Genomic DNA, 24,339 nt, shown 5'->3' on the forward strand with positions numbered 1-24,339 from the left:
AAGCGACCGCCGCGCTCGACGAAGACAGCCAGCGCCGCGTCATGCGCCTGTTCGACGATGAGCTGAAGCAGACGACCGTATTGAGCATTGGTCACCGTCCGGATCTTGCCGTCTACCACACCCGAACGCTTCAACTCGTTCATGGACTTGACGGCGACCGCCTCAAGCTCAAGCCGCCCCCTGCCCCGCCTCCGCCGCGGCGCTGGCTGCAACGGCTCGACGACTGGTTGCGGGCGGTCCGATCATGATGCGTGTCCGGTTTCACGCACCGTCCCGCCCGTGCTTCTCAACCGTTACCGCCGCCGCACGCGCAAGATCGATCAGGCGTCCGAAGTCCTTGGCGGTCAGCCAGCAAAGTCCCCCAACGAACCGCCATTACAATAGAATCGGCCTTCCGCGCAAAATCCATCCACCGCTCAGGAGAGCCGGCTAATCGCGCTGTGGCGCCGGCTTGCAGGGGCTCGTCGCAATCGGACGCTGGCGGGATCCGAGATCGACGGCGCGCTATGCTCACGTCGTTGCGCATGAGGAATGGGATTGCGCGACTTGCTGCCGTCCCAGGAAAAAGCGGGAAATTACCGGTCAAAAAGCCGAAAGCTCCATCAAATCAATAGGAGGGGCGTCCCTCCCCAGGGGCTGACCGCAACTTTTTTGCGCAGAGTGTGAACTGGCTCACATCTGCCCGTGGGCTGCCGGGGCAAGATGCAGTTCACCGGGCGGCGCAAGCCGATTTCAATGTCCGGGGCTGGCAAGGCCGTTGGCGTTATACTGCGCCGACGGCCTTGTTTTTTGCCGCTCCGCCCTGGCGGCGCAATCCGGCCCGGCGGATTTCCTGCATCCGCCGGTTCCTCGCACGCTGGTGATTTGCGTTCGGCCGGGATTGCCGGCTGTATGCCGCTGCCGCTTCCACCAGCCCTGAGGAACCCATCATGAGTGCCGAACCCCTGCTGACGTCAGATGTCATCGGACTGACCAAGGTCGCGCCGTTTTCTCGCCGTGGCTTCATGACCGCCTCCGCCGCCGTCACGGCGGGCTACACGCTGGCCGCCGGCCCGGTACGCGCCGACGTCATCAAGACCGACACCGCCGGCCTCACCACGGGCGACGTAAAAATAAAAGTCGCCGACGGCGAGATGCCCGGCTATTTCGCCCGCCCCACGGGCGTGGCCAATCCGCCGGTCGTACTGGTCGCAATGGAAATTTTCGGTCTGCATGAATACATTCGCGACGTGACGCGGCGTCTCGCCAAACTCGGCGCGTTGGCCGTCGCGCCCGATTATTATTACCGCAAGGGCGTCGATCTCACCAAGATAACCGATATTCCGCAGCTCCTGCCGATCGTGAATTCCAAGCCGGATGCGGAGCTGTTGTCCGATCTCGACTCTACCGTCGCCTGGGCCAAATCGCAGGGCGGCGACACCGGCCGGCTCGGCATCATCGGATTCTGCCGCGGCGGACGCACGGTCTGGGAATATGCCGCCCATAGCGGCGACCTCAAAGCCGGCGTCGCGTTTTACGGCCCGCCGGTCGATCCGCCGAACCCGCTCTGGCCGAAAAGCCCGACCCAGCTGGCGCCGGAGATGAAAGCGCCGGTGCTCGGATTGTACGGCGAGGCCGATACCGGCATTCCCGTCAAAGACGTCGAGGCGCTGAAGGCCGCGCTCGCCGAAGCCAAGAAGACCGCCGAGTTCAAGATCTATCCGGGCGCGCCGCATGGCTTCCACGCCGACTATCGCGCCAGCTATCGCAAGGAAGCCGCCGACGACGGATGGAGCCAGATGCAGGCCTGGTTCAAGAAATTCAAAGTGCTCGGCTGAGCCGCATGGGTCTCCCAAGGCGGGCGGCACTTTCCCCGCGCCTTGCGTTGGATCGAAGCGGCCTATCCGAAGCGATCGCTGTTGCGATGCGATTTGGATAGCTGTTCGATTTCCCAGAGTATCCACACAAAGGATACGCCCAGGCCGACGACGACACCGAGGAACAACAACGTCAGACTGGGGGCTGTGAGCATCTGAAACATGGGTGAGCCTCCATGCGCCTCACCAGCATCCCAATTGAAGCGGGAGAATGCAAGCGGCGTACCAGCTCTGACGGCATCACGAAAACGGCCTCGGTGCAGAACACCGAGGCCGCTTGATTCTACCCGCACCTCGCTCGGTCCATCAACCTCAACTGACCGAAAGCGGAAGCGTCCGGGAGGCCGCAATCCGCAGGTTCACCCGCAGACCTGAACTGGTTGGATGCGCCAGCCGTGCCTGGTATGCACCCGCCGTTGCACGACGTAACAGCCGCCGTCGTCGTAGTAGGAGTCGTCGGCAGTATAATACGGATAATCGTAGTAATCGTCGTAGTAGCCCGGCCCCCAGAATCCGCCGACAAAGAACCTTCGCCCGTGGTGGAAGCCACCGTGGTGGAAACCGCCGTGCTGGAAACCGCTGCCGGCAAAGCGACCGCCTTGAATTGCTGCGGCGCCAACTCCCACCGCACCAACTCCTGCGGCACCAACCGCGGCCGAGTGCGCGAAGCTGCCGCTAAACCCTCTGGCGCCAAAGCCACCGCCGCCGAACCCGCCCCGACCGCCGAAGCCACCTCCGAAACCGCCATGGCCTCCGCCGCCGTGGCCGCCGCCCCGTGCCAAGGCTACGTCTGGCGCCAGCATGCCGATTGATGCAACTGCGAACAAGGCGATCATCGTTTTGCGAAACATCTCTGTCCCTCCTCCGTGCTAGTACGCCCCCGCCCGTCACTACTCATTCAGTGCCATCCCGTTCCGGTATATAGACATGGCACTGCGGAATTGCCGGCGCATTCTGCTCACTTCTGCGCGACCGGCTCGCGATCATCGCGCGCATGGCTGGCGCAATGAGTGTTCTCGGGCGGAGCATACCCTCGGACTTGATCCGGGGTGGCTCCCGGATCAGGCAAGAAAACGCGGCTGAATAAAAGACTAGAAGCCTCGGCTCTGATTCAATCGTGCCCTAGGCGGCAACATCGGCGATATTGGCTTGATCGGTCATGTCCTCGATCATGTTGAGCAACATATGCGACTCACCGGCTTGATCGGCAATCCGGATGCGGCGCACGACGGCTTTGCGCATGCCGTTGTTGGGCGTGGTGAAGGTTCGAATGACGACTTCGCTGTCCTGATTTCCCGCCAGCAGCTCGCTGTCCTGGCGCTCGATCCTGTCGGCGGTTTCCGCGGGAAACAGATCCCGCACCGACTTACCGATGATCTGGACACGCGGCAGCCCGAGAAATTTTTCGGCGGCCTTGTTGACAAAGGTGTAGCGCAAGGTGCGCGCGTCCTTGGCGACGATCGCTACCGGCACATTCTCGAGTACGGTCACCAGAAATCGTTCGGTGCGCTCCAGGATGCGCCCGGCCCGCCGCTGCTCCGTAAAGTCCTCATGCGTCGAAACCCATCCGCCGCCGTCCATCGGCTGTTCGGAAATCCGGATTAAGCGGCCATCCGGGAGGGCAATCTCGGTGACGAACGGCTTTCCCTGGGCGACCCTTTCGAGGATCGCGGCCACGAACTTGTCGATGTCCCCGACGAACAGGCCGTTCTCGGCGCGGTATTCGAGAAGGTCCCGCAGCGTGGTGTCGGGGCCGATGAAATGCGGCGGCAGCTGATACATCGTCCTGTACCGGCCATTGGTCATGAGCACCTTGCCCCTTGCATCGATCATCACGAGGCCTTGCGCCATGTTGTTGAGCGCCGCACCCAGCTGCCACTTGGTCTCGAGATATTTGTCGTTCAGCCTGTCGCGTTGTCCCAACGCCGAGTCGCGTTGCCGGGACACTTCGGTTTCGCGTTGCTCAAGTTTGCGATTGCGGTCCGTCGCGTCGCGGAAGTTTCGCACCGCGCGTGCGAGATGCCCGATCTCGTCCGACTGCATGACATGCGGAATGGCGATGTCGGTGTTTCCGGCGGCGATCGAATCGGTTGCCTGGGCGATATCGGCCAAAGGCGCAATGACCGAACGCCTGACCACGACGACGTTGAGCGCGGTCAGCAGTAATCCACACAGTCCCAGCAATGCCAGATACCAGGATGCCATCTTGCTCCGATCGGCGAGTTCTGCCACAAGCAACGCGCGACCATCGAGCTGCATGGCGAACGCCTCGATGTCGTCGTTGAGCGCGGTGCGCAGCGAGCGATTGGCGTCGTTGTCGCCCCACGCGCGCCCGGCAGCCGGACTGATCTCGGTCGCCCTGCGGGCCAGTTCGCTGCGAAAATCGATGAACTGGAGGATCCGCTGCTGGAACGCGGGGAACTGCGCCTCGTCGCTGAAATCGGCGGTCTTCTCCCATTCGGCGATCACACCGGCCAGCTCGCGGTTGCGCCTGAGAAGCTCGTCGGCATACCGCTTCACCTTACCAGGCTCGGTCGACATATACACGCCGCGCGATTCCATCACGATCGCGTAGATCAACGCGTTGACGCGTCCAATGTTGATCGCCGTCGTCGCCGAGCTCGCGAGGGCGCGTCGATATTCGGTCTGCAGCCGGACCGTCTGGATCGACATCACCATCAGCAATGTCGTCACGAGGACCAGCAGCCCCACAATCCCGGAAATCTTCTCCGAGATGCGAAGATTGGCGACTACGCGAGAGCACGATTTCCAGATTCTGATCCCGGCGGGGTCACGCGCTTCGGTATACGGGATGGCGGCCATCGGTGATCTCGGTCTGCTTGCGGGCCCAACGCATATACCGGATTAAGCTACCGGCACCTTAAATGCCCGCTCCGTAGATTTACCGGGGTTGAGTCCGGCGCGGCGGCTGCGCCGATCACGCTTCATTAAACGTTAGGCGTGTCAGGCGATCCCTGATAATTCTCGGGAAAGACGTTCAGGGAGCCTGCAACGCGTGCGCAAATTGATCGCCTTCGACGACGATACTTTCGACAAGCTGAAGCAGCTGGCGCGCGACAGGATGGGGACCATTCAGGAGCTGGCCGACGAGGCGTTTGCCGACCTGCTCAGGAAGCACGGCATTCCCGTCGATCTCAAGGACGCGCTACGCAAGAGCGCATCACTCGCGGATGCGCCCGCGAAAGGCAACGCAAAATCGAGCCCTCAAGGAAAGCGAAAATCATGACACCCGATCCAGATCCGTTCGAGGAAGGCCAGCGCGCCGCGCGAAACAACATTCCCGCTGAAGGCAATCCGTATCGCGACGGCACCGAACAACATTCGCTCTGGGCCGCCGGTCATGAAGAGGCCGCCGGCGAGGCCGAGGCCGACGAATCCGAAGGCGGCTGAGGCACCGCCGTCAGCCGATCTTCTTCAGGCCTTTCTTGAATCGCGGCCCGTTGCCGACGTAGAATTTCGCCGCACTTGCCATCGCCGTCACCTGCGCAGGCTCGAGAGTGCGGATCACCCGCGCCGGCGCGCCGATGATCAGCGAGTGCTCGGGAAATTGCTTGCCTTCGGTGATCACCGCACCCGCGCCGACGATGCTGCCGCGGCCGATCCTTGCGCCATTCATGATGATCGAGCCCATCCCGACCAGCGCGCCGTCTTCGAGCGTACAGCCATGCAGGATGACATTGTGGCCAACCGTGCAGTCTTTACCGATCGTCAGCGGAAAGCCTCGGTCGGTGTGGCAGGTTGAATTGTCCTGCACGTTGGAATTCTCGCCGATCTCGATCCACTCGTTGTCGCCACGCAATACCGCGCCGAACCAGACGCTCGCGCTGTTGCGCAAGCGGACCTTGCCGATGACCGTGGCGGTGTCGGCGATAAAATAGTTGCCGTCGAGGGGAAGTTCGGGCGCCTGCCCGTCGAGTTCGTAAATCGCCATGCGCTAGTGATCTCCTTTTCAGGGAGACTCTGGCACGCTTGGCAAAGCATTTTCAAGCGAAGCATGCCCCCGGACCTGATCCGGGGGTGGGCGCCGCCTCGCGTCAAGAAAACGCGTCAAGACAAAAGCGTCAGGCCAGCAGTCCGGCGGCGCGCAGCGTCATCAGGAAAAACGTACCGGACATCAGGCTCCAGATCCCTGCCAGCACGGTCGCCATCATCACGAATTCGAAACGGCGGCGTTCGATCCGCGCACCGCGCAGGGTATTGCGCATGATGATGAAAGGAGCGGCGAAAACCAGGAACGGCACCGCGGCGAAAGTCTTTGGCGCGACGCCTTCCTGCAGCAACCCAAAGCCCGCCGGACGTTGCACCACCGCCTGATATCCGCTGGCGAGCGCTCCGGCGAGTGCAAAGCCGATGCAAAGAGAAAACACGGAATTAAACGCATCAGGCGACATTACAGGGACTTCCGCTACGCTACGAGGAACCGCCCCTGCTTCGCAAAATTGGCCGCCGGCCGCCACATCATCCTTAAAAAGAGGTTAACGCCGCCAAGCGGACCCCGCGGCCCGCACATGGCTCACATTGGGCTCCTTCACACGAAACCGTGCGAAAAGCGCGCTGTGGCATGGCATATTTGAAGGTGATTCGGGGCCAGCCCCGGACGCCCCCCTCACGATGCCCATTCATGACATTGTTTTCGACCGCCCAGCATATCGCACGCTCTACGCGCAAGGATCCTCGCGGCCACCTGCTGCCGATCGTGCTGGCCTGCGCGGTCGCGGCGGGCGCCATCGTCCTGGTCGCTTTCCTGCTGTGGCCGACCTGGGAACCGGAGGTTTCAAGCGATCCGGCACGGTTGCCGATGAGCATCGGGGGCACCCTCTTCAACGTTCCGACCGCGGCGATCCGCATGAAAATCCAGCGCCGCTCCGGAGCGCAGGAACGCGTCGATCTCAACTTCGCCTTTCCTTCCCTGCAGGCGCCCGAAGCACCGAAACACGTCAGCGCCGATAGTGTGGAAGACGCGGTGCAGCCGATCGACCGGATCTTCCTGTCGATATCGGAGCATCATGACTCGCTGGCGCCCGATGCCCGCGTGCGCACCATCTATCCGCGCTATCTCGAGGAAGCCGCGACGGCCGGGCAGGACGGATTGACGACGCGCGCATTTCGCGATGGCTCGCCTTACGGCAACGAGGATCTGTTCTTTGCAAGCACGCCAAATATCAATGCGCGCTGCACCCGCGACGCCGCGACCCCCGGGATGTGCCTGAGCGAGCGCCGCATCGAGGGGGCCGATCTGACATTCCGCTTTCCGCGGAGCTGGCTTGAGAAGTGGCGCGAGGTAGCCGATGCGATGGACCGCCTGACGCTGCAGCTGCACGGGCCGAAGTGAGGTGTGACGTCATTCCGGGATGGTGCGTCAGCACCAGACCTCAGATGTGCAATTGCACATCGGGGAATCTCGAGATTCCGGGTTCGATGTTTTGCATCGCCCCCGAATGACGTCCTTGAAATGCTTCATCCCCGGCACACAATCGGACCGAGGCTTCCAAAAATCAGCCCTGCTCGACCAGATCGTCCTCGAGGATCGCCATCTGGAACTGAAATGAGCGATCGTCGTCCTCGTCGTCGACGAACAGCACGCCGATGAATTCCTCGCCGATATAGACCTCGGCCGAATCATCCTTCTTGGGCCGCGGCACCACCCGTATCTTGGGATTGCCGAACAGGCGCTTGAGGTAGGCGTCGAGTTTCCTGACTTCCTGAACGTCCACGGCGGTCTCCAATACGATCTTGCGGTTTCGGGAAGTCTTAGGACGGGACGGAGCGAACCGCCAGTCATATCCCTTGAACCTTACACCCGGTTCAAGGGCCTTATAACTTGCGCGCCGTCCGATCGCAAAACCGTTATTCGCCCCTCGGGGCAAATCACGGCCCGGCCTGGCGGAATGTGCCGGAAATCAAAGTCCGATCGCGTTGATCATTTGATCCATGGTGCGCGACGGCTCGGCACAGCCGGCCTCGCCGACGATCCTGGCGGGAACGCCGGCCACCGTCACGTTGTGAGGTACCGGCTTGACCACCACCGAGCCCGCGGCGATCCGGGCGCAATGGCCGACCTCGATATTGCCGAGAATCTTCGCGCCCGCCCCGATCAATACGCCATGGCGGATTTTGGGATGGCGGTCCTCGTTCTCCTTGCCGGTGCCGCCGAGCGTGACGCCGTGCAGGATCGAGACGTCATCCTCGATCACCGCGGTCTCGCCGCACACGAACCCGGTGGCGTGATCCAGGAAAATGCCGCGGCCGATCCGGGCCGCCGGATTGATGTCGGTCTGGAATACCGCGGACGAACGGCTCTGCAGGTACCAGGCAAAATCCTTGCGGCCTTTTTGATAGAGCCAATGCGCCAGACGGTGGGTCTGCAGCGCGTGGAAACCCTTGAAATAAAGCAGCGGGTCGATGAAGCGCGAGGTCGCGGGATCGCGATCGTAAACCGCCACCATATCCGCGCGGAAGGCATTGCCGAGGTCAGGATCGTCCCGCAGCGCCTCGTCGAAGGTCTGACGAATCAGATCGCCCGACAGCGCCGAGTGATCGAGACGCTCGGCGATGCGGTGCACCACCGAATCTTCCAGCCGGTCGTGATGCAGCACGGTCGAGTAGATGAAGGAGGCGAGCTCCGGCTCGCGACGAACGATATCCTCCGCCTCGGAACGCACGCGATCCCAGATCGGATCGAGCGCCGCAAGTTTCGCGCCCGCTTGCGGATTGATCTGATGCTTTGCCATGCTGCTCTCGCAAATTCCTTGAAGGCCCGATAGGACAACATAGCACGGCGGGCGGACTTCTGTCCCGGGCCACTCACACCAAGGTGAACGCCGGCGTAACCCTTGAGTACCCGCTAAAATATTGAAGCGACGGGCTTTCTTCGCTCAAACCAAGACCCGCCTTTCCAAAAGCGTTGGGGGACGTCCGACTATTGGTGGATTTCCGTAACCCATCCAACCCGGGCATGGTGGCCGAAAATCCGGGAGAGGCAGCATTACTACGCAGATTTTGCAGGCGCGCGCCGCTCACCGGGTTTCGGTTTGGGCAGCGACCGTCGCCATTCCCTTGATGCTGCTCGCGCCCGCGTTCTGGAACCGTTATCCCTTGCTGCAGTGGGACACCGGCGGCTACCTGGCGCGGTGGTATGAAGGCTATCTCGTCCCCAGCCGCTCCACGGTGTTTGGCCTCTATTTGCATTTCGGCGAGGGCTCGGGTTTCTGGATCAATCTGGGGATTCAGGCGCTGGCGACGCTGTGGATACTGCAACTGACGCTGCGCGTGCTGGGCATGGTCAGGCCGCTGCGGCTATTGCGAATGAGCCTCGCGCTGATCCTGACCACGGCCCTGCCCTGGCTCGCCAGCATGCTGCTGACCGATATCTTCGCCGGCCTTTCGGTGTTGTCGCTGTTTATTCTGGTGCTGCACGGTGACAAGATTTCCGGAATCGAGAAATTCGCGTTGTTCGTCTTCACCGCCTTCGCGGCCGGCACCCACAGCGCCACGTTGGCCGTATTGCTGGGGCTATGCTGCGTGGGCTGGATCGCGCGGCCCTTGCTGCGGGATCGGATTGCGGTTGTGGGACTGGCGCAGGGCAGCCTCACCATCGTTGCCGGCGCCGCCATGCTGCTGTCCGCCAATTGCGCGCTGTCCGGACAACTGGCGTGGACCCCCGGCGGCTATGGCGTCGCGTTCGGACGGATGCTGCAGGACGGCATCGTCGCACAATACCTGCGGGATCACTGTCCGGAGCAGCAGTTCAAGCTTTGTCCCTATCGCGATCAACTACCGGCCAACGCCGATCAGTTCCTGTGGGGCAGAAGCGTGTTCAACGCCCTCGGCCGCTTCCAGGGACTGAATGACGAAATGGGTTTCATCGTCACCCATTCGCTGGCGGAATATCCGCTCTGGCAAACGGAGGCTGCGATTGTCGCCACCGCCCGGCAACTGGTCGAGGTCGCGACCGGCGAAGGAACCGACGTCACCGATTATCATACCTACGGCATCATCGAGCGTTACATACCGGCGCAGCGCGTGGCGATGCGCGCGGCGCGTCAGCAGCACGGCGGCATCAATTTCGCAGGCGTCAACTGGCTCCACGTCCCGGTCGCTCTGGTCTCGATGTTGCTGGTATTCGCCCTGTTCGGGCGCGCCATCTTGCGGCGCAAGGCCGACGACCTGGCGCTGCTCGCCGGCACGGTTGCCCTGGCGCTGCTCGGCAACGCCGTTGTGTGCGGCGTCATATCGGGGCCGCATGATCGCTACGGCGCGCGTTTGGCGTGGATCGCAACCTTCGTGGCGCTGATCGCGGCCGTGAGAGGCTTCAGCCGGGACGAAGCACCACGCGAGGATTCATCTTCGCTGTGAGAGAAAATCCAGCACGCCTGTCTTGTAGACCTTGTCGCCCACCGCCCGCATGTGGTCGCGGTTGGGAATATCGAGCACTTGCGAACCGGGAATGATTTTTCCGAGCGCTTGCGCTGACCCGGCGATCTCGTCCGAGGTCCCGACCGCGATCAGCACCGGCACGTTGATCCCGGCGGCATCCTCTCTCGACATCAGGCGCCGCGAGCCGCGCAGGCAGGCCGCCAGCGCCCGGCGATCCGAACGGGTCTGGTCGGCGAAAGCGCGGAACGTCCGCCCCACCGGATCGGTCACGTCATCGAGCGAGTCGGCCTCCAGCGCTTCGGCGACGTTCTCGCCGGGGCCACCGCCCTCGATCAGGCCGATTCCGATGCCGCCGAAGATCGCCGAGCGCAGCCGTTCCGGCCGGCTCTGCGCCAGCATGGCGGTCATCCGCGATCCCAGCGAATAGCCCATGACATCGGCCCGCTCGATGTCGAGATGATCCATCAGCGCGGCGATATCGCCGGCCATGGTGGCGATCTCATATTCGCGCGCGTCGTAGAGTTTGCCGGAATCGCCATGGCCGCGATTGTCGAATGCGATGACGCGGCGGCCGTTCTTCTTCAGTTCCGAAACCCAGGTCGGATACACCCAGTTCACATTCTTGGTCGACGCAAATCCGTGCACGAGCAGGATCGGATCGCCCTCGCCTTCGTCGAGATAGGCAATTTCAACAGCGCCGTTATGAAAACTCGGCATCGGTCATTCCATATTTTGTTTGGGGAAAGGATCGGAATCGAAGGCTTGGCCGAAAGCTAGCCGGTTGCGCCGGCGGTTGTCATCGCCGGCGAGGACAAGGCCGCCATCTGCTTTCGCAACCGTCGCGCCTTCTTGCGATCGAGCCACGACTGGGTCGCCCGCTCGGTGGTGGCCTTGATCGACGCGAGAAACCCGAACAAGGTCAGCAGCGCGCCGAACACCCACAGCGACAGATCGAATGCACCGGCCGCCAGCAGCAATGCGCCGCGGCCCAGCATTTTCAGGATCGCGCGGGTCTGGCCGCCCTTGGCCTCCGCCAGCCGCGCCGCGCGCGCGACATCCTCCGGACCCTCGGCAATTCGCAGCGTATCGAGCGCGCCCCGCGCCCCGGCCTTCTCACTGACCCGGCCGACGTCCTTGGCAAGGCGGACCAGCGCGCCGGCCTTCTCGGCGTGGAAGGCGGCTCTGATGGCACTCACGGTCTGCCCCGGGTGCATCACGGAAGCGGATGCGACGGCATTCTGCAGCATCGGCGTATCGACGGCCTCGCGCGCCGAACGTCCGGCCCATTCGGTGAGCCCCTCGCCCAGACGCCCGACCTTGCGGGCGTCCTTGACCAGCGTGAGACCGGCGCGCAGCGGTGCGACGCCACCGACGGAGACATAGGTCGCCGCCGTCACCGCAAGCCCGGCGGTGGCAAGGCCCAGCACCAGGCGATCGGTGTCCTCGCCCATCACGAGGTGCTTGCTTTCGCGAACCACATCGCGGATGTCGCCAAACACGAACAGGTCGCCCGCGACCGTGCCCGACAGGCTCCCGACGTCATCGGCATTCCCGGTCACCAGCCCGGTGGCAAAGCGCCTGGCAAAATGCGACGACGAGTTTTCCTCTGTGACGGCGTCGCTGACGCGTTGCGCCAACTCGCCCGGAAGGGAAACGTCCTTCTCCCTGGCGAGGTCGACAAAGCTGTTGGCAAGACCCGCGTCACCGGCGGCGAGCGCGGCCTCGATCTGATCCGCGACAACTATTTGGCTATTCCGCAGGGCAGAATTGAGCTGGATATCGGAGAGTTCAGCGGGATCGTCCTGCGCCGCCAGGATGGCGAAAGCGTCGCGCGCATGCGGCCACAGCACGGTCAGCGCAGCACCGCTTACCGTCATCACCGCCAGTAGCCAACCGATCCGCGACCGATTCATCCCGAAAATCTCGATGTTGCCGTCCCCCAGACATGGGGTGCCGCTTTTACGACACAACGGCCCCGACGAAAGAAGGGCTTCTCTGGGACGACAAGATTGTGTCGAATTTGCATGAGCAAATCAGCGGTCGGGGCTCCCGTCCGGTGGTTCGGAACTTGCGGTTCCCGACACTAGGAATCAACTGCAGCCGACAGTATGGTTGCGTCGCATGTCGACGGTGCGGCGTCGTGTTGGTTGCGTCTGCCTCTGTCCCTACCCAAGGTGAATTCGATGTCCGATCATGTCGTCCCGCACTTTCACAACGATGCCGGCGTTTCCGTCATCGAGATCGGCTCGCAAGAATTCATGTGCGTGGGCGCCAATCCGCCTTTCGACCACCCGCATGTTTTCCTCGATCTCGGCAACGACAACGAGATCATCTGCCCCTATTGCTCGACACTCTATCGCTATGCCGCCGACCTCAAGGCCGGCGAAGCACGGCCGCCCGAATGCGTGCTGAAAGATAAGGTCGCCTGAAACGGCCGGTGGCGGCGTCTCGCACCATCATCGTCGCGGGTGCCGGGATCGGTGGATTGACCGCATCGCTGGCGCTGGCGCGAGAGGGTTTTCGCGTCGTCGTGCTCGAAAAGGCCGAACGCCTGGAGGAAGCCGGCGCCGGCCTTCAGCTGTCGCCCAATGCCAGTCGCGTGCTGATCGATCTCGGCTTGCAGCCGCGGCTTGCGCCCCGTGCGGTGACACCCGACGCCATCAGCCTGATGAACGCGCGCAACGGCGGCGAAATCATCCGCCTGCCGCTCGGGGACGCCGCGATATTTCAGCCTGACGCGCCCTATTGGGTCATGCACCGCGCCGATCTGCAGGCGGCGCTACAGGCCCATGTCAGCGACAATCCCGACATCGAGTTGCGGCTCGGCTGCCAGTTCGATGACGTCGGCACTCATGCCAAGGGGCTGACCGTCGTCCAGCGCAGCGGCATGGCGCGCCAGCAGGAGCTGGCGGTGGCGCTGGTCGGCGCCGACGGAATCTGGTCGGCGGTCCGGCATCATCTATTTCCAGAAGTGCAGCCGCGGTTTTCGGGTCTGATCGCCTGGCGCGGCACGCTCGATATGACGCAGTTGCCGCGCGAATTCACCTCCTGCCGCGTGCAGCTCTGGATGGGGCCGAACGCCCACCTCGTCGCCTATCCGATCTCGGGCTCGCGCCAGATCAATGTCGTCGCGGTGGTATCGGGAACATGGAACCGGCCGGGCTGGAGCGCGCCCGGCGAGGCCAACGAAATCAAGAACGCGTTTGCCGCGGCGCGATGGCATGCCGTGCCGCGGATGGTGATTGGCGCCGTCGATCAGTGGCGGAAATGGGCGCTGTTCACGGTCCCCGATGGCGGCGAATGGATCGGCGGCGCCACCGCTCTGCTGGGGGACGCCTCCCACGCCATGCTGCCGTTCGCCGCCCAGGGCGCCGCCATGGCGATCGAGGACGCCGCGGTGCTCGCCAAATGCCTCGGTGAAACCCAAAACGAGGGCGGACCGACCATCCCCGCCGCGCTGAAGCGCTACGCGCGCCTGCGCCGGCCGCGCGTGGCCCGGGTTCAGCGCGCCGCGCGGCAGGCCGGGCGCATCTATCATCTCTCCGGCCCCCTCGCGGTCGCGCGTGACCTTGTCATCAGGGCGATGGGCCCAAGGCACATGCTGGCGCGACAGAACTGGATCTACGACTGGCGTGTGTGAGGTGGGCTGCGCGCGGGCGCTTACGCTGCCTGCTCAGTAGACCGCGTTGCCGGACCGCACCGACGAATGCCCCGGCCTGTCATTGGTCGGCGGCACACTCGCGGTGGCGGGTTTGGCCGCCGCCGGCGGCGTGTCATGGCATTTGTTGTTGCGCCAGGCTTCGTCCGCATTCTTCGCTTGCCCGCGTACGGCGATGTATTCATTGCGATAGGCGAGTTCGGCCACCACGGGACCGGCGACACCGGTCTGCGCTTTCGCGATCAGACCTTGCAGCTCCGCCCCGCGGTTGGCGAGGTTCTTGCGCTCGACCTCCAACTGCTTGCACTCGTAAAGGTCGTATTTCGCGGGATCGGCGAACGCCGACGTCATGCCCTCGCTCATGTCGGCGCAGCCGCCAAGCGGAAAGCCCAACGCAAGCAGCGCCACGACGGCGACGGCGCGCGGCGACGGCCGGGAGCGGGTAAGCGAGGCGATCATGCGACCTTGGTAATCCGACAACATTGAGGTTGCGTAAAGCAGCCGCAGGTGTCGGCATTGAGGCTTTGCCTTGTCAACCGGTCTCGCTTAAGGAAGGGGCGCGTTTGTGCGCCCGAGCTAATTCCACTCGGCCAAAAAACGCGCTAAGTATCTGATTTGGCGACCAAAGCGGACGTGGCGGAACTGGTAGACGCAAGGGACTTAAAATCCCTCGATGGCAACGTCGTGTGGGTTCGAGTCCCACCGCCCGCACCAGAATAGCCGTGCCGCCGGGTTTGGCTTGTGGCCGAACCGATCGTCTGGCGCTTTCCGTTTACGCTCTGACCGGCGTCGGTTAGGCTCCGATCCAAATCGGCCCATGCAGCGCGCATGCATCCGCATCGGCTGGAGAGCTGACAATGCAGGCCAACGACATCTCCTTCGAGACGGCGCTCGGCGAGCGGGTCGATCAGATGCTGGACGCCTGCACGCGGTGCGGCAAATGCGTCGAGGCCTGCCCGAGCGTGAAACCCGCCGGCATCGCCGATGCGCGCCCCGAAGCCATCATCGGCGGCATTCTCGAGATCGTGCGCGGCGGCGACGGCCCGCAAGCCTCGCGCATATGGGCGCAGTCCTGCATGCTCAGCGGCGAATGCATCAAGGCGTGCGACGAGGCCGTCAATCCACGCTTCCTGCTGGCGATGGCGCGCGTCGCCATGGCCAAAGCCGCGCACGAATTGCCGGAGCGGCGGCGCCAGGGCGTCGAAAAATACCGCGACCTCGGCCGCGATGTGACCGTGTTGTCGCGGCTGCAGCTCGATGGCGAGGTGCTGGCGCGGCTCGGCCAGAGATCGGCGTCGGTGGCAACGCCGACTGATGCGGCGGACTTTGTGTTTTACACGGGCTGCAACGTGCTGAAGACGCCGCATATCGCGCTCTTGGCGCTCGATATCATGGATGCGCTCGGCATCAGCTATCAGGTGATGGGCGGTCCCAGCCATTGCTGCGGGGTGATGCAGCTGCGCCCGGGCGACGTCGAGATGTCCGGCCGGATGGGCGCGAGCAGCATCGAAAAACTGTCGCACGCCAAATCCGGTCAGGTGATCTCGTGGTGCCCGAGCTGCTATGTCCAGTTCACGGAAACCACACTGCCGACGATCGAGCGCCAGCGCGGCGCGCGGCCGTTCGAGATGACGCCGTTCATGCGCTTCCTTGAGGGCCGGCTCGACCAGCTGACGGCGCATCTGCGCCGACCCGTCGAAATGCGGGTCGCGCTGCACCGCCATCCCGGCGTCGCCGGCGTCATGGAGGCCGCCGCCAAGATCCTGCAGGCCATCCCCGGCATCACGCTGGTCGACCTGAAACAGCCGGCGGTGGGCCTGCAGAGCGTCAGTGTCGGCGTCCTTCCGGCGTTCAAGCGCGAGCTGCAGCTCAACGAGTTAAACGCTGGCCGCGACGCCGGTATCGATGCGCTGGTGACGGTCTATCATTCCGAACATCGCGAGCTGTGCGCGCATGAGCGCGACTGGCCGTTCCGGATCGTCAACCTGCTGGAACTGGTCGGCGCCAGCATGGGGCTGCAACGCCAGGATCGCTACAAGGAGCTCAAGATCATGCAGGATGCCGACCAGATCATCGCCGAATGCGGTGACCTGATCGCGCAGCACGCGCTCGACCCGAGCAAGGCGCGCGAGATCGTCGTCAAGGCGATGCTCGGCGACCAGCCGCTTGCGCTGAAGGCAGGCGTGTAACCGGCTTTGAGCAGCTGCCGAATGGCCCGTTACGGATTCGTTTTCTTGGGTGAGCTCGGCGGGCTTTGTATAGAGGTCAATCTAGCGGCGGTGCCGCTCAGCTTAAGCATATCGATTTTGATGCCGTTATAATCGTCGACATATTTTTTGGTCAATTCATTGACGGAATTGCGAAAAACTGCATCCGTCTTGAACCTCTCTTGGACCTGCTTCGCATCTTGCCCTTCAGACAGCTTCGCCGACTGATAACCAAACTCATTCGTGATCGTTGTCATGTTCCCCAGTATATCGACCAGTTTGTCGACGTTGTCGGGCACATGGAAGGAAACCAGTGCTGACGTCATGCCGGTCACCAGAGCCGTTGCTATCAGGCCAATCGGCCTCGTTCAAACCTTATTCTCATCTCCCTGCAGAGCGATCATGATGGTCGCCACAATACCCGCGACAACAATCAATGCCTGTCCGATGAGGTTAACGTTTGACCAATATGAGATGTTCTCACGCACGATTGTGATGCCAGCGGTCGCCTGGCGCACAAAGCAGTCAAAGTCTGCATCTGCGCAAGCGATCGGCGGGACATCCTTAGCGCAGCCCGTTAGCGTCGAGATGCCGACTGCCAAAATAGCCACGCGACCGAAAACGGTCGAGCTTGAGTACCGCCTCTCTGAATTGGACATCGGTTCCCCCAACAACAATTCGGGCTGTCCCCGCACACCGAAAAGAAGCAAATAAACGTAAATCCTATCTCTGATTGTAAAAGAAGCAATAGTCTTTTGCCGGCCGTTCGCGGCCGCCCCCTCATTGCGGCTTGTCGATATTCCAGAAAATCGGCGTCGCCGGGGGGGCTCGGCCACTCCTCCCCGCGCTTACCTCTGCGCTCTCTCTGCCGCCTTACGGACCGCTACGAGTGCGTCGGCCAGTGCCGCTCGCGGAACCAGACGCGGTACTCCGACGACATCTTGGCGCGCTGCGCCTGCGGCGCACGCCGCTTGCATGTCGATGCTTCCTCGCTGCCGTCGGGCGCGGCCCAGCGCAATTCGGCGCAGTCGTTCGGATTGTAGGCCATCTCGAAATCCGGCGTGCGGTCGATGACGTCCTTCAGCGACAGCGTCCACTGCGAGCCATCGCTGCGGGTATAGGATATCTTGCGCGAGGCAAGCTCGGAGGCGAGCACGCCGCGCAGCTCGTTCTTCACGTCCTCGACGCTCCTGCCGTTCGGCATCGCGTAACGCGCCGCGCGACGCGCGACGCGATCGGGAAATCCCCGCACCACGTCGATCGCGATCAACAGGCGGAAATCGCGCGCCGGGGTCGAATAATCCTCCCAGGGGCCTGACGTCTCGAAGATCGAGGCGCCATTCGGCATCGCCACTTCGCCGGGTTGCTTCTGCTGATATTTTCGTCCGTTCTCGACCGAGGTGACGCGGGTCTTGACCTGCTCGTCGAGGCTCGCGATGGCGTCGGTCATCGCCTTCACGGGATCGAGCGGCTCGGGCGACATCACGTCATCCATGCGATCGTAGAAATCCTCGGCGCTCATCTGCGACTGATCCAGCGAAAAATCGCTGTAACCCGGATTTTTGGCGATTTCGGCGTTGGCGAGCCGCCGCAATGCGCCGTTCTTGTCGCGCACGATCGGCCGGAAGCGCTTGAAGCCTGGGCTGCCGAGCGTCGGATCGTGCACGAACAGGAAATTGCCGCGCCAGAATCGCTTTCGCGTGATCGATCCATCGGGCTCGGCGTCGACGGCGAGGAAGACGCCGGGCATGCCATTCAATTCCGGCACGCGATGCACCAGCATCAGCACGTGGCCGTAGGGGTCGGCGTAAACCGTGCCCGGGCGCAGCGACTGTTGGGTCAGCGCGACGGTGTAGAAATCGGTGTTGTCGTCGGCTCCCACCACGCGCACGGCGCCGGTATGCACGACGTCGCCGACGTCGCGCAGATATTCTGCGAATGTCGTCGGGCGCTTCGGCTTTGGCTTCGGCGCCGGCGCAGCGGCGGGCGGCGGCACCGGCGCATCGGCCGTCTGCTGCCGGGAAAACAGGTCCAGAAGCGTCGGCGTCGGCGTTGGCGCAGCCGGCGCGGCGGCAGCCGGGGTTGCCGATGCGGCTTCCTGTTCGGGCGGCGGCGGCGGACGGGTGACCTCCGGATGCTCCATGTCGAACCACTGGTAGCACCTGGGCGGCGAGCCGCCGGTGCCGCGCGAGCAATTCGAATAGCCGAACGGCAGCCCCATCTTGTAGGCGAAATAGGCCCGCAGGAAGTAGGCGAAGTCGGCACAGTCGGGACGAAGGCCCGACTTCGGATCGTCCTCACCACGGCCCAGATAATTGAACAGGAAGTTGCGCGATCGATCGCGCAAGACTTCATGCCACGCCTTCCAGGACAGGCTCTGGTCGGCCGGCGCGTCGAACAGCTTCTCGATCCAGGCCGAATAAAGCGACTCCGTCGTCGCGTTCCAGCTGCTGCGCACCTGCCAGAAGGCGCCCGATGGCGTCGGCGGCGGCGCCGGCTTGCCGGCGCTCACGGTGATGTCGCGGGTGATCGAACTGCAATCCGCCGTGGCGTGGTCGAGCGCCAGCGTGGCGCGCCACGCGCCGGCGGCCGGCGCGGCGACCTCGGCGAACCACGAATATGGCCCGCCGCCATGCCGGTCCGGCGATTTCGCCGCAACGCTGCCATCGGGCGCGATCAGCGAGAGCGCGCCCTCGAGCGGCTTGTCGGTGACGACCATGACGCGCAGCGGCGCGCCCTTCCACGGCGCGATCGGCGAGGGCAGGACCGAAAGCTCGGCCGGGTCGGCGCAGACGCCTGACGCCGCTTCGGCGGGCGAGTCCACAATTGCGAAAAACAACAGGGCCGTCGCGGCAGCAGCAAACCGGCTTGCGAGAAGCATCTTGGCAACCTTCCAGAAGGGAACCGGACTAGGGCCCTGCCAGCGGGGCCGGCCTGGAGGATAGCTGAATTGGCCTGCATCAGTCAGCAAATATGAAGGCGATTTTGCGACCCGCCGGTCGCTCGTCGAGGCGCCGCCGTCTCTCACGCTTCAACCAAGGGAACAGGTTGCAGCGCGACACCCCGCCGCCCGTCCCTACTCCGACTTGTCGATATTCCAGAAGATCGGGGTGGCCGGACCGTCGAGCACGCCAGTCAGCGATTTGCGCCAGGCGCTCGGGATGACGTACTGGCCGAGCGGGATATAGATCACCTGGTCGTAGTTTTCCTTCTGGATGTCGGCCGCGATCTTCTTCTGCTCCTCAGGCGAGGTCGAGCGCGCAAAGGCATCGCGCATCGCCTCGATCTTCGCGTCCTCCGCCCAGCCGAACCAGCCGCCATTCTTGCCCCTGCCGCCGACCGACACGTTGGCGACCGGGTTGACGACGTCAGCGCCGACCCAGTTGGTGAAGAATATGTTCCAGCCGCCCTCCTTCGGCGGCTTCTGGCTGGCGCGGCGGGTGACCACGGTCTGCCAGTCGGTGGCCTGCACATCGACCTTGAAGCCGGCATCGCGCAGCAACTGCGCCGCGACGATCGGCTGCGCCTTCAGCGTCACGACATCGCCGGGCGCCATCAGCACAACCGGCGTGCCGTCATAGCCGGATTCGGCCAGCAGTTTTTTCGCTTCCGCCATGCCGTTGCCCTTCACCAGCGATTCCGAACCGACGTCGGTCGCCAGCGGCGTGCCGCAGACGAATACCGCGCCGCATACCTGGTAGTATTTAGGATTGCCGACCAGCGCGTCCAGCACATCCTTCTGGTTCATCGCCATGAAGGCGGCGCGGCGAACTTTCACGTTGTCGAACGGCGGATAAAGGAAGTTCATGCGGCCGAGGGTCTGGAATCCGAGCTTGTTGAGGGTTTCGACCTTCAGCTCCTTGTCGGCGGCGAGGATCGGAATCACGTCGAACGACGGATTCTCGAAGAAATCGATGTCGCCGGATTGCAGCGCGTTCATCGCGGTCTGCGCATCCGCCATCGTGATCCATTCGACGCGGTCGACCCTCACCACCTTGCCGCCGGAGGTCCAGCTCGGCGGCTCCTTGCGCGGCACATAGTCGGTGTTCTTGACGTAGACCGCCTTCACGCCGGGCTGGAATTCGGCCTGCACAAATTTGAAGGGTCCGGATCCGATCTGCTCCTTGATCTGCTGGCCGGGCGGCGTTTCCGCCAAACGCTTCGGCATCATGAACGGCACCAACGACGACGGCTTGCCGATCGATTCCAGCACCAGGCCGTACGACTCTTTCAGTTTCAGGGTGATGGTTTTGGCGTCGGTGGCCTCGATGCTGGCGGTGAAATCCATCAGCTTCTGACCCATCCCGTCGTTGCGGCCCCAGCGCTTCAGCGAGGCCACGCAATCCTCCGCCGTCACCGGCGCGCCGTCATGCCACTTCAGGCCGTCGCGCAGCGTAAAGGTGTAGGTGAGCTTGTCGTCGGAGACCTTCCAGTCGGCCATCTGCGGCTGGATCTTGAAACTGGCGTCTTCTGCCAACAGCGTGTCATAGACCATGTAGCCATGGTCACGCGTAATGTAGGCGGTGGTGAAACCGGGATCGATCACCCGCAGATCGGAATGCATCACGGCGGTGATCGTCTTGGCGTCGGCCGGCGAGGCTGCTGCCAGCGCCACTGAAAGGGCCGCCAGGGCGATACCCGACGCCATCGCCGGACGCTGCCAACGCAAGATCTGGAACATTCGCTTGTCTCCTGACGTGAAAGCGGTCAAAGGCCGGTCATTCGTTGTGCATGCGGCGCGTTATTTGGGCGCACTAACACGCTGTAACTCCTGAATATTTGAGACTTGCACCGGGCGCCTTGCGCGTCAATCCGGTTGTCGGGGCGCGAACGCGCCCCGCCGCTTTTCGGATGTTTCACTTTACAAATTCCTCGCCGGTCATTCTCGTAAGCCATCGACGCTTCAAACGCCTCGCCAATGACATCCCTTCAAATTCGAGAGCATCCCGATGAACCCCGCCAACCTTCCCTTTGATTCCGAAGTGATGCTGGCAGGCTTGCGCGGCTGGGTCGAATGCGAAAGCCCGACCTGGGATGCCGGCGCGGTGGAGCGCATGCTTGACCTCGCCGCCCGCGAGATGGCGATCATGGGCGCGTCGATCGAGCGCATCGCCGGGCGGCAGGGTTTCGGCGGGTGCATCCGTGCGCGGTTTCCACATCCCAAGCAGGGCGAGCCCGGCATTCTGATCGCAGGCCATCTCGATACCGTTCATCCCGTCGGCACGCTGGAAAAACTGCAGTGGCGGCGCGACGGCAACAAATGCTTCGGCCCCGGAATTTTCGACATGAAGGGCGGCAACTACCTGGCGCTGGAAGCGATCCGGCAGCTGGCGCGGGCGTCGTTCACGACGCCGCTGCCGGTCACGGTGCTGTTCACGCCGGACGAGGAAGTCGGCACGCCTTCGGCGCGCGATATCGTCGAAGCCGAAGCCGCGCGCAACAAATATGTGCTGGTGCCGGAACCGGGCCGGCCCAACAACGGCGTGGTCACCGGGCGATACGCGATCGCGCGGTTCAATCTGGAAGCCATCGGCAAGCCGAGCCATGCCGGCGCCACGCTATCCTCGGGCCGTTCGGCGATCCGCGAGATGGCGCGCCAGATCCTCGTCATCGACGGCATGACATCGGAAGACTGCACCTTCAGCGTCGGCATCGTGCATGGCGGCCAATGGGTCAACTGCGTCGCAACCACCTGCACTGGCGAAGCGTTGAGCATGGCCAAACGCCAGGCCGACCTTGATCGCGGCGTCGAGCGCATGCTGGCGCTGTCGGGCACCGCCAACGATGTGACTTTCAACGTCACGCGCGGCGTGACGCGGCCGGTTTGGGAGCCCGACGCGGGCACCATGGCGCTGTATGAAAAGGCGCGCGGCGTCGCGAAGGCGATGGGCCTCGAGCTTCCGCATGGCAGCGTCGGCGGCGGCTCCGACGGCAATTTTACCGGCGCGATGGGAATCCCGACGCTTGACGGGCTCGGCGTTCGCGGCGCCGATGCCCATACGCTCAATGAACACATAGAGGTCGACAGCCTCGCCGAGCGCGGCCGCCTGATGGCCGGATTGCTGGCCACGCTGGAATAGGCACCGGAACCGCAAGATGCACCCTATGGCACAGGATTTGCTAAAACTTGCATGGGGCGGCGGAGTGCGAAAGTAAACGTCATGATGGATTTCTGCAGCGTTCCGCAAACTCTTTCCGTCGTCCCTGCGAAAGCAGCGACCGATAACCACAGCCTTCAATTGCTGCGCCAAAGTCGTCGAACAGCGTCTCCCAAACGTGGAGCCGCAGCGTATCGGTCCCTGCTTTCGCAGGAACGACGCAATGGGTGGGACTGATGCTCGGTTACCTGCTTCGCCGCGTGCTGGCCGCCATTCCCGTGATGGGCGTGGTCGCGCTGTTCGTGTTTCTGCTGTTGCGGCTGACGCCGGGCGACCCCGCCGCGATTTTGGCCGGCGACAACGCCACTCCGGAACAGCTTGAGCGCATCCGCAGCTCGCTCGGCCTCAACCAGCCGCTCTACACGCAATTCTTTACCTGGATCGGCAAGCTGCTGCATGGCGATCTCGGCGTGTCGCTGATTTCCAACGTGCCGGTGCTGAAGATGATCGGCCAGCGCGTCGAGCCGTCGATCTCGATCGCGCTCTCCACCATCATCCTTTCGATCATGGTCGCGGTGCCGCTCGGCGTGATCGCGGCCTGGAAGCACGGCACCTGGATCGACCGTTTCGTGATGGGATTGTCGGTGGTGGGCTTCTCCGTACCCGTTTTCGTGATCGGCTACGTGCTGATCCAGATCTTCGCCATCGACCTGCACTGGCTGCCGGTGCAGGGATTTCGCAGCATCGCCACCGGCCTCTCGCCGTTTCTCGAGCGCATCATTCTGCCGACCTGCACGCTGTCCTTCATCTATGTCGCGCTGATCGCGCGCATGACCCGCGCCGCGATGCTCGATGTGCTTGGCGAGGATTACGTGCGCACCGCGCGCGCCAAGGGCATCGGCGAGACCGGCGTGCTGCTGCGCCACGGCTTACGCAACGCCGCCGTGCCCGTCATCACCGTGATCGGCACCGGATTCGCGCTGCTGATTTCCGGCGTCGTCGTCACCGAGAGCGTGTTCAACCTGCCGGGTATCGGCCGCCTCACCGTCGATGCCGTACTGGCGCGCGACTATCCAGTGATCCAGGCGATGATCCTCTTGACCTCGGGCATCTATGTCGCCGTCAACCTGCTGATCGACGTCGCCTACACCTTGCTCGATCCCAGAATCCGTTACTGAGGTTCGATATTGATGGCGATCGAAACCCTCCCCGAACCCACGATCCCGATCACCACGCCGTTGCGCCCCACGCTCGGATTTCTGACGGCGACACCGATCATCGCCGCCGCCACGATCTGCCTCGCGCTGGTGATCGCCTCCGCCGTGCTGGCACCCTGGCTTTCGCCGCACGATCCGCTGCTGCTCGCGCCGGCCCTGCGGCTGAAACCCGCCAGCGCCCAGTTTCTCCTCGGCACCGACGGCTACGGCCGCGACGTGCTGTCGCGGATTCTCTACGGCGGACGGATCTCGCTGTTGATCGGCCTTGGCGCCGCCGTCGTTAGCATCGGCATCGGGCTCGTGATCGGGCTGGTCTCCGGCTTCTTCAAATGGATCGACGCGGTCATGATGCGGGTGATGGACGGGCTGATGGCGATCCCGAGCATCCTGCTCGCCATTGCCGTGGTTTCGCTGTCAGGCGCCAGCCTGACGACGGTCCTGGTCGCCATCACCATCCCGGAAATTCCGCGGGTCGCGCGGCTGGTGCGATCGGTGGTGCTGTCGGCGCGCGAGGAGCCCTATGTCGAGGCCGCGATTTCGGTCGGCTCGTCCCTGCCCAAGATCATGTGGCGTCATCTGATGCCGAACACGATCGCGCCCTTGATCGTGCAAGGCACTTACGTTTGCGCCTCCGCGATCCTCACCGAGGCGATCCTGTCGTTTCTCGGCGCCGGCATCAGCCCGGAGACGCCGACCTGGGGCAACATCATGGCCGAGGGCCGCGCCTATTTTCAGATCAAACCGTCGCTGATCTTCTGGCCGGGCCTGCTGCTGTCGATCGCGATCCTTTCCGTCAACCTGATCGGCGACGCCGCGCGCGACGCGCTCGATCCGCGGATGAAGCAGCGGGAGGGAAAATGACGCTTTCACCACGTCATTGCGAGCCCCGACGTCATTGCGAGCGAA

25 protein-coding genes, 1 tRNA gene and 1 pseudogene are annotated in these 24,339 nt (G+C 63.4%); 13 read left to right on the top strand and 14 right to left on the bottom strand.

Features of this window, described 5'->3' with window-relative positions:
- Nucleotides 1-248: pseudogene (locus E8A46_RS17460) on the top strand (hypothetical protein); the annotation flags it as partial.
- 681 nt (nt 249-929) lie between these two features.
- The gene (locus E8A46_RS17465) at nt 930-1,817 is read left to right on the top strand and encodes a dienelactone hydrolase family protein (protein ID WP_291563312.1); all 888 of its coding nucleotides are present in this window, start codon (nt 930-932) and stop codon (nt 1,815-1,817) included.
- A gap of 62 nt (nt 1,818-1,879) precedes the next feature.
- On the opposite strand, the gene E8A46_RS17470 is transcribed toward E8A46_RS17465, so the two are convergent.
- From E8A46_RS17470 to E8A46_RS17480, 3 genes are all read right to left on the bottom strand, one after another.
- Complete coding sequence (locus tag E8A46_RS17470) at nt 1,880-2,020, bottom strand: hypothetical protein (RefSeq protein ID WP_291563314.1); 141 nt, start codon at nt 2,018-2,020, stop codon at nt 1,880-1,882.
- A gap of 195 nt (nt 2,021-2,215) precedes the next feature.
- Nucleotides 2,216-2,707 (bottom strand): hypothetical protein, encoded by a 492-nt coding sequence (locus E8A46_RS17475; protein ID WP_291563316.1) that lies wholly within the window; start codon nt 2,705-2,707, stop codon nt 2,216-2,218.
- Nucleotides 2,708-2,978: 271 nt separating this feature from the next.
- Complete coding sequence (locus E8A46_RS17480) at nt 2,979-4,679, bottom strand: PAS-domain containing protein (protein ID WP_291563319.1); 1,701 nt, start codon at nt 4,677-4,679, stop codon at nt 2,979-2,981.
- Between the two features lie 193 nt (nt 4,680-4,872).
- On the opposite strand from E8A46_RS17480, the gene E8A46_RS17485 reads away from it, so the two are divergent.
- Complete coding sequence (locus tag E8A46_RS17485; RefSeq protein WP_291563321.1) at nt 4,873-5,103, top strand: hypothetical protein; 231 nt, start codon at nt 4,873-4,875, stop codon at nt 5,101-5,103.
- A complete protein-coding gene (locus E8A46_RS17490; RefSeq protein WP_291563323.1) occupies nt 5,100-5,267 on the top strand; it encodes a hypothetical protein in 168 nt (55 codons plus the stop codon). The genes E8A46_RS17485 and E8A46_RS17490 overlap by 4 nt, the downstream gene beginning before the upstream one ends.
- 10 nt (nt 5,268-5,277) lie before the next feature.
- Here E8A46_RS17490 and E8A46_RS17495 read toward each other — a convergent pair whose 3' ends face one another.
- Complete coding sequence (locus E8A46_RS17495; RefSeq protein ID WP_291563326.1) at nt 5,278-5,808, bottom strand: gamma carbonic anhydrase family protein; 531 nt, start codon at nt 5,806-5,808, stop codon at nt 5,278-5,280.
- A 130-nt stretch (nt 5,809-5,938) separates the two neighbouring features.
- On the bottom strand, nt 5,939-6,268 hold the full coding sequence (locus E8A46_RS17500) for a hypothetical protein (RefSeq protein ID WP_291563328.1): 330 nt from the start codon (nt 6,266-6,268) through the stop codon (nt 5,939-5,941).
- A gap of 230 nt (nt 6,269-6,498) precedes the next feature.
- Here E8A46_RS17500 and E8A46_RS17505 point away from each other — a divergent pair, with 230 nt between their 5' ends.
- Nucleotides 6,499-7,209, top strand: coding sequence for a hypothetical protein (locus tag E8A46_RS17505; RefSeq protein WP_291563331.1), 711 nt, complete (start codon nt 6,499-6,501; stop codon nt 7,207-7,209).
- Between the two features lie 163 nt (nt 7,210-7,372).
- Here E8A46_RS17505 and E8A46_RS17510 read toward each other — a convergent pair whose 3' ends face one another.
- Entirely contained in the window at nt 7,373-7,591 is a 219-nt protein-coding gene (locus E8A46_RS17510; RefSeq protein WP_079543740.1) for a DUF3126 family protein, read from the bottom strand.
- A 186-nt stretch (nt 7,592-7,777) separates the two neighbouring features.
- Nucleotides 7,778-8,608, bottom strand: a complete 831-nt coding sequence (gene cysE / locus E8A46_RS17515; protein WP_291563341.1) for a serine O-acetyltransferase — start codon at nt 8,606-8,608, stop codon at nt 7,778-7,780.
- Nucleotides 8,609-8,873: 265 nt separating this feature from the next.
- Here cysE and E8A46_RS17520 point away from each other — a divergent pair, with 265 nt between their 5' ends.
- Nucleotides 8,874-10,232, top strand: coding sequence for a hypothetical protein (locus tag E8A46_RS17520; RefSeq protein WP_291563392.1), 1,359 nt, complete (start codon nt 8,874-8,876; stop codon nt 10,230-10,232).
- Here the strand turns inward: E8A46_RS17520 and E8A46_RS17525 are convergent.
- Together E8A46_RS17525 and E8A46_RS17530 are read right to left on the bottom strand one after the other, a co-directional pair.
- Nucleotides 10,218-10,970, bottom strand: a complete 753-nt coding sequence (locus E8A46_RS17525) for an alpha/beta hydrolase (RefSeq protein ID WP_291563344.1) — start codon at nt 10,968-10,970, stop codon at nt 10,218-10,220. The two genes, E8A46_RS17520 and E8A46_RS17525, sit on opposite strands and share 15 nt — an antisense overlap.
- 56 nt (nt 10,971-11,026) lie before the next feature.
- Complete coding sequence (locus E8A46_RS17530) at nt 11,027-12,130, bottom strand: hypothetical protein (protein ID WP_291563394.1); 1,104 nt, start codon at nt 12,128-12,130, stop codon at nt 11,027-11,029.
- 306 nt (nt 12,131-12,436) lie between these two features.
- Between E8A46_RS17530 and E8A46_RS17535 the strand changes: the two genes are divergently transcribed.
- Nucleotides 12,437-12,682, top strand: coding sequence for a zinc-finger domain-containing protein (locus E8A46_RS17535; RefSeq protein WP_213738380.1), 246 nt, complete (start codon nt 12,437-12,439; stop codon nt 12,680-12,682).
- A gap of 8 nt (nt 12,683-12,690) precedes the next feature.
- On the top strand, nt 12,691-13,893 hold the full coding sequence (locus E8A46_RS17540; RefSeq protein ID WP_291563351.1) for an FAD-dependent monooxygenase: 1,203 nt from the start codon (nt 12,691-12,693) through the stop codon (nt 13,891-13,893).
- Nucleotides 13,894-13,926: 33 nt separating this feature from the next.
- On the opposite strand, the gene E8A46_RS17545 is transcribed toward E8A46_RS17540, so the two are convergent.
- Nucleotides 13,927-14,370 (bottom strand): twin-arginine translocation pathway signal, encoded by a 444-nt coding sequence (locus E8A46_RS17545; RefSeq protein WP_291563354.1) that lies wholly within the window; start codon nt 14,368-14,370, stop codon nt 13,927-13,929.
- Nucleotides 14,371-14,538: 168 nt separating this feature from the next.
- On the opposite strand from E8A46_RS17545, the gene E8A46_RS17550 reads away from it, so the two are divergent.
- A tRNA-Leu gene (locus tag E8A46_RS17550) sits at nt 14,539-14,625 on the top strand.
- Between the two features lie 143 nt (nt 14,626-14,768).
- A complete protein-coding gene (locus E8A46_RS17555) occupies nt 14,769-16,100 on the top strand; it encodes a (Fe-S)-binding protein (protein ID WP_291563357.1) in 1,332 nt (443 codons plus the stop codon).
- A gap of 29 nt (nt 16,101-16,129) precedes the next feature.
- Here E8A46_RS17555 and E8A46_RS17560 read toward each other — a convergent pair whose 3' ends face one another.
- From E8A46_RS17560 to E8A46_RS17575, 4 genes are all read right to left on the bottom strand, one after another.
- Nucleotides 16,130-16,444, bottom strand: coding sequence for a hypothetical protein (locus E8A46_RS17560; RefSeq protein ID WP_291563359.1), 315 nt, complete (start codon nt 16,442-16,444; stop codon nt 16,130-16,132).
- Between the two features lie 42 nt (nt 16,445-16,486).
- A complete protein-coding gene (locus E8A46_RS17565; protein WP_291563362.1) occupies nt 16,487-16,777 on the bottom strand; it encodes a hypothetical protein in 291 nt (96 codons plus the stop codon).
- A 224-nt stretch (nt 16,778-17,001) separates the two neighbouring features.
- On the bottom strand, nt 17,002-18,999 hold the full coding sequence (locus tag E8A46_RS17570; protein ID WP_291563364.1) for a hypothetical protein: 1,998 nt from the start codon (nt 18,997-18,999) through the stop codon (nt 17,002-17,004).
- A 195-nt stretch (nt 19,000-19,194) separates the two neighbouring features.
- Nucleotides 19,195-20,799 (bottom strand): ABC transporter substrate-binding protein, encoded by a 1,605-nt coding sequence (locus E8A46_RS17575; RefSeq protein WP_291563366.1) that lies wholly within the window; start codon nt 20,797-20,799, stop codon nt 19,195-19,197.
- A 268-nt stretch (nt 20,800-21,067) separates the two neighbouring features.
- On the opposite strand from E8A46_RS17575, the gene E8A46_RS17580 reads away from it, so the two are divergent.
- From E8A46_RS17580 to E8A46_RS17590, 3 genes are all read left to right on the top strand, one after another.
- A complete protein-coding gene (locus E8A46_RS17580) occupies nt 21,068-22,198 on the top strand; it encodes a M20/M25/M40 family metallo-hydrolase (RefSeq protein WP_291563368.1) in 1,131 nt (376 codons plus the stop codon).
- Nucleotides 22,199-22,452: 254 nt separating this feature from the next.
- Nucleotides 22,453-23,394, top strand: coding sequence for an ABC transporter permease (locus E8A46_RS17585; RefSeq protein ID WP_291563370.1), 942 nt, complete (start codon nt 22,453-22,455; stop codon nt 23,392-23,394).
- Nucleotides 23,395-23,406: 12 nt separating this feature from the next.
- Nucleotides 23,407-24,294, top strand: a complete 888-nt coding sequence (locus E8A46_RS17590) for an ABC transporter permease (protein ID WP_291563372.1) — start codon at nt 23,407-23,409, stop codon at nt 24,292-24,294.
- Nucleotides 24,295-24,339 lie beyond the last annotated feature (45 nt).

The sequence above is a fragment of the Bradyrhizobium sp. genome (assembly GCF_004799445.1).
Taxonomy (GTDB): Bacteria; Pseudomonadota; Alphaproteobacteria; order Rhizobiales; family Xanthobacteraceae; genus Bradyrhizobium.

Excerpts from the sequence above, each read along its gene's own strand:
- E8A46_RS17465 (WP_291563312.1), top strand. The coding sequence starts at position 930 with ATGAGTGCCGAACCCCTGCTGACGTCAGATGTCATCGGACTGACCAAG.
- E8A46_RS17470 (WP_291563314.1), bottom strand. The coding sequence starts at position 2,020 with ATGTTTCAGATGCTCACAGCCCCCAGTCTGACGTTGTTGTTCCTCGGT.
- E8A46_RS17475 (WP_291563316.1), bottom strand. The coding sequence starts at position 2,707 with ATGTTTCGCAAAACGATGATCGCCTTGTTCGCAGTTGCATCAATCGGC.
- E8A46_RS17480 (WP_291563319.1), bottom strand. The coding sequence starts at position 4,679 with ATGGCCGCCATCCCGTATACCGAAGCGCGTGACCCCGCCGGGATCAGA.
- E8A46_RS17490 (WP_291563323.1), top strand. The coding sequence starts at position 5,100 with ATGACACCCGATCCAGATCCGTTCGAGGAAGGCCAGCGCGCCGCGCGA.
- E8A46_RS17495 (WP_291563326.1), bottom strand. The coding sequence starts at position 5,808 with ATGGCGATTTACGAACTCGACGGGCAGGCGCCCGAACTTCCCCTCGAC.
- E8A46_RS17500 (WP_291563328.1), bottom strand. The coding sequence starts at position 6,268 with ATGTCGCCTGATGCGTTTAATTCCGTGTTTTCTCTTTGCATCGGCTTT.
- E8A46_RS17505 (WP_291563331.1), top strand. The coding sequence starts at position 6,499 with ATGACATTGTTTTCGACCGCCCAGCATATCGCACGCTCTACGCGCAAG.
- cysE (WP_291563341.1), bottom strand. The coding sequence starts at position 8,608 with ATGGCAAAGCATCAGATCAATCCGCAAGCGGGCGCGAAACTTGCGGCG.
- E8A46_RS17525 (WP_291563344.1), bottom strand. The coding sequence starts at position 10,970 with ATGCCGAGTTTTCATAACGGCGCTGTTGAAATTGCCTATCTCGACGAA.
- E8A46_RS17530 (WP_291563394.1), bottom strand. The coding sequence starts at position 12,130 with ATGACGGTAAGCGGTGCTGCGCTGACCGTGCTGTGGCCGCATGCGCGC.
- E8A46_RS17535 (WP_213738380.1), top strand. The coding sequence starts at position 12,437 with ATGTCCGATCATGTCGTCCCGCACTTTCACAACGATGCCGGCGTTTCC.
- E8A46_RS17545 (WP_291563354.1), bottom strand. The coding sequence starts at position 14,370 with ATGATCGCCTCGCTTACCCGCTCCCGGCCGTCGCCGCGCGCCGTCGCC.
- E8A46_RS17555 (WP_291563357.1), top strand. The coding sequence starts at position 14,769 with ATGCAGGCCAACGACATCTCCTTCGAGACGGCGCTCGGCGAGCGGGTC.
- E8A46_RS17560 (WP_291563359.1), bottom strand. The coding sequence starts at position 16,444 with ATGACGTCAGCACTGGTTTCCTTCCATGTGCCCGACAACGTCGACAAA.
- E8A46_RS17565 (WP_291563362.1), bottom strand. The coding sequence starts at position 16,777 with ATGTCCAATTCAGAGAGGCGGTACTCAAGCTCGACCGTTTTCGGTCGC.
- E8A46_RS17570 (WP_291563364.1), bottom strand. The coding sequence starts at position 18,999 with ATGCTTCTCGCAAGCCGGTTTGCTGCTGCCGCGACGGCCCTGTTGTTT.
- E8A46_RS17575 (WP_291563366.1), bottom strand. The coding sequence starts at position 20,799 with ATGTTCCAGATCTTGCGTTGGCAGCGTCCGGCGATGGCGTCGGGTATC.
- E8A46_RS17580 (WP_291563368.1), top strand. The coding sequence starts at position 21,068 with ATGAACCCCGCCAACCTTCCCTTTGATTCCGAAGTGATGCTGGCAGGC.
- E8A46_RS17585 (WP_291563370.1), top strand. The coding sequence starts at position 22,453 with ATGCTCGGTTACCTGCTTCGCCGCGTGCTGGCCGCCATTCCCGTGATG.
- E8A46_RS17590 (WP_291563372.1), top strand. The coding sequence starts at position 23,407 with ATGGCGATCGAAACCCTCCCCGAACCCACGATCCCGATCACCACGCCG.